Origin of the sequence: Paratractidigestivibacter sp., from assembly GCF_052362415.1 — a bacterium.
Lineage (GTDB): Bacteria > Actinomycetota > Coriobacteriia > Coriobacteriales > Atopobiaceae > Paratractidigestivibacter.
Window position 1 is genome coordinate 49,643 of sequence record NZ_DAWEMK010000001.1, and the last position, 10,127, is coordinate 59,769.

The window sequence follows — 10,127 nt, forward strand, 5'->3', positions numbered from 1 at the left end:
GCAGGAGCCTGCGGCGTAGCGGTCGTACTTCTTGAGCCAATGTGAGATGTGCTCGACGTCGGCCGACTGGTTCTCGTGCGCGATGGCGCGCTCGACGGGGATGACGTGCATGCCGATGCCCGCGCCTCCCGGCGGGACCATCTTGGTCACCTTGGTCAGGGGCAAATACGCCATCCGCTCAAAGAAGGACGAGAGCTCGGGGTGCTCCTCGAGCTGCTTCTGGTTCATAAGGGTGAACTCGGCCGAGCCGGGCACGAACATCGGCAGGACATACTGCTTCGTGCGGGTCGGGTTCTCCCAGTTGTACTCGATGATGCCCTTGACGGCCATATCGTCGAGAAGCTCCTGGACACGCGCCTCGGGCAGGCCGGAGGCGCTCACGAGCTCGGGCAGCGTCATGGGGACGCGGACCTTCATGTTCGCGGTGAGCGCCGCCTCCTCCTCGGTCATGACGGAGGCGAGGCCCCAGTAGTCGGGGTCGGTCGGCTTGGTCTTGTTGCCGATGCGGTCCGAGATCTTGTGCGCCTCGCGCAGGACGCCCGGTTTCAGCAGCTCGCCCGCCGCGGGGCCCGGCTCGTCACGGTCGTCGTGCACCCACGTGGTGAAGGTGTCGACCTCGCTCATGTACTCCTCCGCGAGGATGCGGTGCAGCTCACCGGCGGGGTTCGTGGCCGGGATGACGTTGCGGGCGGCGATCTCCTCGTCCGTGAGCGTGCCGCGCATCGTGTTGTCGTTCGCGTTGACGGTCATGGGCCTCTCCTTTATGTCCCCGCGGCCAGACCCCCATCCGGCGCGCGGCCGCCTTCTATGTCGCTTGCTTATTCGGACGGGTAATGCGCCGCGGAGCTGTTCGCGGGGGCTTCTTTGGCGAAGGTGCCGGTCTTCTGGGAGGCCACGGCCTCGCGCAGGTAAGAAACCCACTCGTCGATGCCCTCGCCCGTCTTTGCGCTTATGGGGATGACGCGGGCCCGCGGGTTGCGCATGGCCACGTTCGCCCGGCACTTGTCCAGGTCGAAGTCGAAGTAGGGCGCGACATCGATCTTGTTGACGAGAACGAGGTCTGTGACCTCGAACATCAACGGGTACTTGAGCGGCTTGTCGTCGCCTTCCGGCACCGAGAGGATGACGATGTTCACCGAGGCGCCCGTGTCGAACTCCGCGGGGCAGACCAGGTTGCCGACGTTCTCAAGGAAGACGAGGTCGGCATCGCCGGCGGCCAGGCCTTCGAGGCCCTGTGCGCACATGTCGGCGTCGAGGTGGCACATGCCGCCGGTATGGAGTTGGATGGACCTCACGCCGAGCCTGGAGATGGCGGCCGCATCCACGTCGGAGTCGATGTCGGCCTCCATGACGGCCAGCTTGAGCTCGGGCGAGAGCGCCTCGATGGTGCGCGCGAGCGTCGTGGTCTTTCCGGAACCGGGAGAGCTCATGAGGTTGACCAGGAGCTGGCCCTTCTGGCGGAGGCGGTCCCTCAACGCGTCCGCCTTGCGGTCGTTGTCCGCGAAGACGGACTGCTTGACCTCGATGACCTTGTAACCCTCCACGGCTCCCCCATCGCCTCGGCTGCTGATTCGCTCTAAGCATATAACGAGCGAAATTGACACTGCGTCAACCTTCGGCGAGCGGCAGATGGGAGCAAGCGCGGAGCCGGGTGCGGGCATTACGCGAACGACGCCGGGCGGCCCGATAGTCGCTGGGTGAGCCCGCGGACGAAAAAAGCGGCCCCGCCGAAGCGGGGCCGCCGTGAGCGTGCTATGAGGTCGCGAGGCTACTCCTCATCGGAACCCTCGGACTTGACGACCTGGGAAAGAAGGTCGTCGAGGCTGCCGAGATCCTCGTTGATGACGTCGCCGGAGCCGGAGGCGTCCTTCTCGTCGGCAGAACCGCCGATGAGCTCGTCGTCATCGAAGTGGTGCTTGGAGGGCGCGGCGGTGCCGAGCATCACGTCGTCCGCATCGGGCGAGAAGACCATGTTGAGCAGCTGAGAAAGATTCTCGCTGTCGGCCTCGTCGTCCTCGGGCTCGAGGATGTAGAGCAGGCCGCGGGCCTCGAGGCCGTCGCGGAGCTCCTCGATGGCCTTGGCGCCGATGCCGTCGATGCGCAGCAGGTCGTCCTCGGTCTTGCCGATGAGGTCGCCGACGGTCTCGATGCCGACCTCGCTGAACTTGTTGGTCCAGCGCTGCGACACGCCGAGGTCGTCGAAGAGGTAGAGCTTGGCGTCCTCGGAGCTGAGGGTGCGGCCGTTCTTGGAGTAGACGCCGCCGAAGCCGTAGTCGTCGCCGACCCAGTCGAGCTGCTTGGGCAGCTGCTCCTCGATGCCCTTGAGCTCGTCGGGGGCCCACTCGGGAAGGCTCTTGGCCATCGGCGAGGTGGGGCCGTCGATCTTCTGGCCGTGGTAGGTCATCTCGACGTTGTGGTACGCCGCGAGGCCCGTGCCCGCCGGGATCTGCTTGCCGACGATGACGTTGGACTTGAGGTCCAGCAGGTGGTCGACGTCGCCCTCGATGGCGGCCTCGGTGAGGACGCCAGCGGTGCGGATGAACGAAGCGCTGGACAGCCAGGAGTCGATCGAGCTGGCGACCTTGAGGGCGCCGAGGATGACCGGCTCGGCCTCGGGCGGGGTGCCGCCGGCCAGGGTGATGTTCTTCACCGTCTCGGCGAAGACATAGCGGTCGACGTACTCGCCGAGCAGGTACTGCGAGTCGCCCGGGTTGGTGACCTGGACGCGGCGCAGCATCTGGCGCGCGATGACCTCGATGTGCTTGTCGTCGAGGTCGACGCCCTGCGACGTGTAGACGTCCTTAACAGAGTCGACGAAGACGTGCATCGTGGACTCGATGTCGGTGAGCTTGCGGAGCTTGCGGAAGTTGACGAAGCCGCGGGTGATCTGGTCGCCGGCGCGGACCTCGACGCCGTCCTCGATGCCCGGCATGAAGCGGGCGGACGCGGGGACACGCCACTCCTCGATGATGCGGGTCGGGTCCTCGATGTCCAGGATGCGGATGAGGTACTCGGTCTGCTCGGGCTGGATGCGCAGGAGGCCGGACACGGGGGCCAGGTCGGCCTCGCGGCCCAGGATCTTCTCGTTGACGTTACCGACGACGTCGAACATGCGGGCGACCGTCGGGAGGCCCTGCGTGATGTCGTCGGCGCCCGCGACGCCGCCGGAGTGAATGGTACGCATGGTGAGCTGGGTGCCCGGCTCGCCGATGGACTGGGCGGCGATGATGCCGACCGCGGTGCCGATGTTGACGGGGCGGCGGGTCGAGAGGTCCCAGCCGTAGCACTTCTGACAGACGCCGTACTTGCTCTTGCAGGTAAGAAGCGCGCGGAGCTCGACCTTCTTGAGGCCGTGGGCGACGAGCATCTCGAGGTCGGCCTTGGACTCGATGTAGCCGTCCTTGTCGATGAGGACCTCGCCGGTCTCCGGGTCGACGATCGGGTTCAGCGCGCAGCGGCCGATGAGATCGACGTTGACGTCGGTCTCGCCCGGCTTGATGAGCTGGTAGGTCACGGCCTCGTCGGTGCCGCAGTCCTCCTCGCGCACGATGACGTCCTGGCCCATGTCGACGAGTCGACGGGTCAGGTAGCCGGAGTCGGAGGTGTGCGACGCGGTGTCGACCAGGCCCTTACGGGCGCCGTAGGTCGAGATGAAGTACTCGAGCGGCTCGAGGCCCTCGCGGAAGTTCGCCTTAATCGGGAGGTCGATCGTCTCGCCGGACATATCGGCCATGAGGCCACGCATACCTGCGAGCTGACGAAGCTGAGTCTTGGAACCACGGGCGCCGGAGTCGGCCATCATGTAGATGGGGTTGTCCTCAGTGAAGCCCGCGAGCATCTCGGAGCCGAGCAGGTCGGTGCACTCGGTCCAGGCATTGACGACCTCGACGTGGCGCTCGCGCTCCGAGAGGAAGCCGTCCTCGTAGTACTCGTTGATCTGGTCGACGCGATCCTGCGCCTCAGCGATGAGCTCGGGCTTGTCGTCCGGGATCACGGCGTCCCACACGGAGACCGTGAGGCCCGCAAGGGTGGCGTAGTGGAAGCCGGTGGCCTTGATGGCGTCGAGGATCGGCTCGACGTCGGCCAGCGGGTAGCGATCGCAGCAGTCGTTGACCAGCGCGCCGATGTCGCTCTTCACCATCTTGTAGTTGATGAAGGGGTAGTCGGGCGGCAGGCACTGACGGTTGAAGATGACGCGGCCGATGGTGGTGTCGAAGCGCACCGGGCCGTTGTTGAGGTCGATGTCCTCGGTCTTGCCCTTGGCGACGAGCACGCGGAAGTAGCGCTTTCCGTCCTCGACGACGTTGGCGTCGTTCGGGGCGAGGCGAATCTGGACCGGCTTCTGCAGGTCGAGCTTGCTGTCGGCGTCAGAGGCAAGAAGCGCGTCCTCGAAGTCGGCGTAGACCTTGGCCTGCTCGCCCTCGGGGAGGGGCTTGGCGGAGGTCAGGTAGTAGGTGCCGAAGACCATGTCCTGGGACGGGACGGTCAGCACCTTGCCGGACGCCGGCGAGCGCAGGTTGTTGCTCGAGAGCATGAGGATGCGGGCCTCGGTCTGGGCCTGCGTCGAGAGCGGCACGTGCACGGACATCTGGTCGCCGTCGAAGTCGGCGTTGAAGGGGGCGCACACCAGCGGGTGCAGGTGGATGGCCTTACCCTCGACGAGGACCGGCTCGAAGGCCTGGATGGAGAGTCGGTGCAGCGTAGGAGCACGGTTGAGGAGCACCAGACGGCCCTGGATGACCTCCTCGAGGACGTCCCAGACGGCCGGGAGCTGGCGGTCGATCGCGCGCTTGGCGCCCTTGATGTTCTCGACCTTGTCGAGCTCGACGAGGCGGCGCATCACGAAGGGCTTGAAGAGCTCGAGCGCCATCTGCGAAGGCAGGCCGCACTGGTGCAGCTTGAGCTTCGGGTCGACGACGATGACGGAACGGCCGGAGTAGTCGACGCGCTTGCCGAGCAGGTTCTGGCGGAAGCGGCCCTGCTTGCCCTTGAGGGCCTCGGCCAGCGACTTCAGCGGACGCCCGCCGCGCCCGGTGACGGGGCGGCCGCGACGGCCGTTGTCGAACAGCGCGTCCACGGACTCCTGGAGCATGCGCTTCTCGTTGTTGACGATGATCGACGGAGCGTCGAGGTCGAGCAGGCGCTTGAGTCGGTTGTTGCGGTTGATCACGCGGCGGTACAGGTCGTTCAGGTCGGACGCGGCGAAGCGGCCGCCGTCGAGCTGGACCATCGGGCGAAGGTCGGGCGGGATGACGGGGATGACGTCGAGGATCATGTCCGCGGGGTCGTTGCCACCCTTGAGGAAGGCGTCGACGATCTCGAGGCGCTTGACGGCCTTCTCGCGCTTCTGCTTCTGGGAGTCCTCGTTGGCGATGATCGCGCGGAGGGTCTCGGCCTCGGACTCGAGGTCGACGCCGCGAAGAAGCTCGCGGACCGCCTCGGCGCCCATGCCGCCCTTGAAGTAGATGCCGTAGTAGCGCTTGAGCTCGGAGAACAGGCCCTCATCGGAGATGAGCTCGCGCTCCTCGAGCTGCATGAACTTCTCGTAGGCGTCGCGGCGAAGGGCCTTCTCCTCCTCGTACTCCTCCTCGAGGTCGGCGATGCCGGCGCGGATCTCGTCGGCGGAGAGCGGCTCGAAGTCGTCGAACTCCTCGCCCTCGGAGGGCTCGCCCTGCTCCTTCAGGCGCTCGATCTGGTCGTCGCGCTCGGCGTCGAGCTCCTCGAGGTCGGCGGCGAGCTCCTCGCGCAGGTCGTCGGCGTCGGCCTCGCGGGCCTCGGTGTCGACGTTGGTGATGATGTAGCTGGCGAAGTACAGGACCTTCTCGAGGTCCTTGGACTTGATGTCCAGCAGACGCGCGAGCGGGAAGGTCGCGGGGCTCTTGAAGTACCAGATGTGGCTCACGGGAGCCGCGAGCTCGATGTGGCCCATGCGCTCGCGGCGGACCTTGGCCGTGGTGACCTCAACGCCGCAGCGCTCGCAGACGATGCCCTTGAAGCGGATGCCCTTGTACTTGCCGCAGGAGCACTCCCAGTCCTTGACGGGACCGAAGATCTTCTCGCAGAACAGGCCGTCCTTCTCGGGCTTGAGGGTGCGGTAGTTGATGGTCTCGGGCTTCTTCACCTCGCCGTGAGACCAGCCGCGGATCGCGTCGGCAGAGGCCAGCGAGATCTTGATCGCGTCGAAGTCGGTGGTATCGAAGTCTGCCACAGTTACTCCTTATCGCTGTTCGCGTCGCCTGCGAGGGCGGGCTCGCCCTCGAGGTCACTGGATGCGCCGCCGATGAGGTCGTCGACGCCGTTCATGTTGGCAAAGACGTCCACAGCGTCCTCGGCCTGGGCCGGGGCCTCCTGCTTGGCGCTCTGCTCGCGCTTCTTGTAGGAGATCGGCTTGATGTCGAGCGCCAGGGAGCGGATCTCCTTGACGAGGACCTTGAAGGACTCGGGGATGCCGGCGGAGGGCACGTTCTCGCCCTTGACGATGGACTCGTAGGTCTTCACGCGGCCGTTGGTGTCGTCGGACTTGACCGTGAGGAGCTCCTGCAGGACGTTGGCGGCGCCGTACGCGTACAGCGCCCAGACCTCCATCTCGCCGAAGCGCTGGCCGCCGAACTGGGCCTTGCCGCCGAGCGGCTGCTGGGTGACGAGGGAGTAAGGGCCGGTCGAGCGCGCGTGGATCTTGTCGTCAACCATGTGGCCGAGCTTCAGGATGTAGGACACGCCGACGGTGATCTTGCTCTTGAAGGGCTCGCCGGTGCGGCCGTCGTAGAGCGTGGTCTTGCCGAGCTCGTTGAGCTGCGGGACGAAGTCCGCGCGCATGTGCTCGCCGTAGACCTGGGCGGCCTTGTTCATCATGTTGATGTTGGTGCGGCGCTGGACCTCGGCAACCTCGACGTCGGTCGCGCCGTCGAAGACGGGCGTGGCGACGTTGATCGGGCCGGGGACGTAGCGCTTGGAGTCGGTGGACTCGTCGTCCCAGCCGTGGGCGGCGGCCCAGCCGAGGTGGCACTCGAGCAGCTGGCCGACGTTCATACGGGACGGGACGCCCAGCGGGTCGAGAAGGACGTCGACGGGGGTGCCGTCGGCCATGTAGGGCATGTCCTCCACGGGCAGGACGTTGCAGACGACGCCCTTGTTGCCGTGGCGGCCGGCGATCTTGTCGCCCTGCTGGATCTTGCGGCGCTGAGCGACGAAGACGCGGACGAGCTCGTTGACTCCGGGCGGGAGGTCGTCGCCGGCCTCACGGCTGAAGCGCACCACGTCGACGACGCGGCCGTAGGAGCCGTGGGGCATCTTGAGCGAGGTGTCGCGGACGTCGTGGGCCTTGGCGCCGAAGATGGCGCGCAGCAGGCGCTCCTCGGCGGTAAGCGCGGTCTCGCCCTTCGGGGTGACCTTGCCGACCAGGATGTCGCCGGGGCCGACCTCGGCGCCGATGCGGATGATGCCGTCGTCGTCGAGGTTGGCGAGCATGTCCTCGCCCATGTTCGGGACCTCGCGGGTGATCTCCTCGGGGCCGAGCTTGGTGTCGCGGGCGTCGATCTCGTGACGCGAGATGTTGACGGAGGTCAGCAGGTCGTCCTGGACGACGCGCTCGGAGACGATGATGCCGTCCTCGTAGTTGAAGCCCTCCCACGGCATGTAGGCCACGGTGAGGTTGGCGCCGAGGGCGAGCTCGGAGTGGTCGATGGAGGTGCCATCGGCCAGCGGCTGGCCGGCCTTGACCTCGTCGCCCGCGTGGACGATCGGGCGGTGGTTGATGCAGGTGCTCTGGTTGGAGCGCTGGTACTTGGGCAGGTCGTAGCGCTCGGAGCCGTAGGCATCAGAGTAGACGACCACGTGGGCGGCGTCGGCCTCGGTCACGGTGCCGTCGTGCGCGGCGCAGATGAGCTCGCCGGAGTCGAGGGCAGCGCGGGACTCCATGCCGGTGCCGACGTACGGCGCGTGGGCACGGATCAGGGGCACTGCCTGGCGCTGCATGTTCGCGCCCATGAGGGTACGCTTGGCGTCGTCGTGCTCGAGGAACGGGATGAGGTTGGCGGCTACGGAGAGCAGCTGGCGCGGGCTCACGTCCATGTAGTCGACGTCCTCGACGGGCACCTGCGCGGGCGCGCCGAAGGAGCCGTCGAAGTCGCGGGTACGGGCGATGATGCGCTCGGGGTGGTAGAGGTTACCGTGGGCATCGGTGTCGACGAACTCACCGGTCTTCTGGTCGAAGGGGGTGTTCGCCGGGGCGATGTTGTGGGTCTCCTCCTCGTCGGCGGTCATCCAGTCGATCTGGTCGGTGACCTTGCCGTCGACCACGCGGCGGTACGGCGACTCGATGAAGCCGTAGTCGTTGACGTGGGCGTAGAGCGCGAGCGAGCCGATGAGGCCGATGTTGGGGCCCTCGGGGGTCTCGATCGGGCACATACGGGCGTAGTGCGAGTTGTGGACGTCGCGGACGGCCGTCGGCACGTTGGTGCGGCGGCTGGAGCCGGACTTGTGGCCCGCGAGGCCGCCGGGGCCGAGGGCCGAGAGGCGGCGCTTGTGGGTCAGGCCAGCCAGCGGGTTGGACTGGTCCATGAACTGCGAGAGCTGAGAGGAGCCGAAGAACTCCTTGATGGCCGCCACGATCGGGCGGATGTTGATCAGGCTCTGCGGCGTGATGTCGTCGGCGTCCTGGGAGGCCATGCGCTCGCGGACGACGCGCTCCATGCGGCTCATGCCGATGCGGAACTGGTTCTGAACGAGCTCCCCGACGGTGCGGACGCGGCGGTTACCGAAGTGGTCGATGTCGTCGAGGCGGCAGTTCGGGTCACCGGCGCGAACAGCGAGCAGGTAGCGCAGGGAGGCGATGATGTCCTCCTGCGTGAGCACCTTGTCGTTGGCGTCGACGTCGATGCCGAGCTTCTTGTTGACCTTGTAGCGGCCGACGCGGGCGAGGTCGTAGCGCTGCGGGTTGAAGAACAGGCCGTCGAGGAGGCTGCGGGCAGAGTCCACGGTGGGGGGCTCGCCGGGGCGCTGGCGACGGTAGATCTCGAGCAGGGCGTCCTCGCGGGTGGTCGCGGTGTCGCGCTCGAGGGTGTTGCGGACGATGTCGGAGTCGCCGAGGAGCGAGATGATCTCGTCGTCGGTCTCGGCGATGCCGAGGGCGCGCAGGAACATCGTGGCAGACTGGCGGCGCTTGCGGTCAATGGAGACCACGAGGTGGCCGCGCTTATCGACCTCGAACTCGAGCCAGGCGCCGCGAGCGGGGATGAACTGGGCCTTGTGGACCTGGATGCCGTTGTCCAGCTCGGTCGAGAAGTACACGCCCGGGGAGCGGACGAGCTGCGAGACGACGACACGCTCGGTGCCATTGATCACGAAGGTGCCGCGGTCGGTCATGAGCGGGAAGTCGCCCATGAAGACGAGCTGCTCCTTGATCTCGCCGGTCTCGTTGTTGATGAAGCGGACGTCCACAAAGAGGGGCGCCTGGTAGGAGATGTCCTTGGCGCGGCACTCGGCGATGGTGTGCGCCGGGTCGCCGAACTGGTGGTCGCCGAATTGGACCTGCATGGTCTTGGCGGAGTTCTCGATCGGCGAGAACTCGGCGAAGGATTCGGCGAGGCCGTCACCCATGAAGTGCTCGAACGACTCCTTCTGTACGGAGATCAGGTTCGGCAGCTCCATCGCGGGGGCGATCTTGCTGAAGGTCATGCGTCCAGTAGTGCCTTGTGGTTTGGTGAGAGAAGTCTTTGTGGTAGACACCAGGCTTTTCCTCCTTCAAAAGGGTGGAAGGCGGCAATTGTCGCAACGTAATAATTTATACGAAGCACCAGGTACGGTCAATGAACAGTCTTGAACCCGCCTTGAGCCCCATCCGCTCTCTCCCCCATCTCTCGCGCCCCGGCCGACTCCGCATCGGTCGGGGCGCCTCGTTTGTCCACCGGGTCGGGGCCTGCCGGTGCTTTGCGTTGGACTACGGACAGTCCTGACTCGCACGGAGGCCACATTAAGTGGCCTCCGGCTCATGCGGAACTAGTCCAACACAAAGCACCGCCCGACCCGCCCCCGCAGCCAACCTTGCTTCGAATTAGTTCCGCATGAGCCGAACGCGACTTAATGTCGCGTTCGTGCGAAGAGGACTGTCCGTAATTCGAAGCAAGGGT

3 protein-coding genes and 1 pseudogene are annotated in these 10,127 nt (G+C 66.3%); all 4 read right to left on the reverse strand.

All coding sequences use genetic code 11. The features are described 5' to 3' along the window. Nucleotides 1-750, reverse strand: a pseudogene (locus ACT84W_RS00320) (FAD-dependent oxidoreductase); the annotation flags it as partial. 68 nt (nt 751-818) lie between these two features. Beyond that, a complete protein-coding gene (hypB, locus tag ACT84W_RS00325) occupies nt 819-1,544 on the reverse strand; it encodes a hydrogenase nickel incorporation protein HypB (RefSeq protein ID WP_444327826.1) in 726 nt (241 codons plus the stop codon). A 224-nt stretch (nt 1,545-1,768) separates the two neighbouring features. Next, a complete protein-coding gene (locus tag ACT84W_RS00330) occupies nt 1,769-6,208 on the reverse strand; it encodes a DNA-directed RNA polymerase subunit beta' (RefSeq protein ID WP_417575976.1) in 4,440 nt (1,479 codons plus the stop codon). Nucleotides 6,209-6,210: 2 nt separating this feature from the next. After that, nucleotides 6,211-9,675 carry a DNA-directed RNA polymerase subunit beta gene (gene rpoB / locus ACT84W_RS00335; protein ID WP_444327827.1) on the reverse strand — a complete coding sequence of 1,155 codons (3,465 nt, stop codon included), beginning with the start codon at nt 9,673-9,675 and terminating at the stop codon, nt 6,211-6,213. Between the last annotated feature and the right edge of the window lie 452 nt (nt 9,676-10,127).

Coding starts and splice junctions, on each gene's coding strand:
- rpoB (WP_444327827.1), bottom strand. CDS start 9,675: ATGACCTTCAGCAAGATCGCCCCCGCGATGGAGCTGCCGAACCTGATC.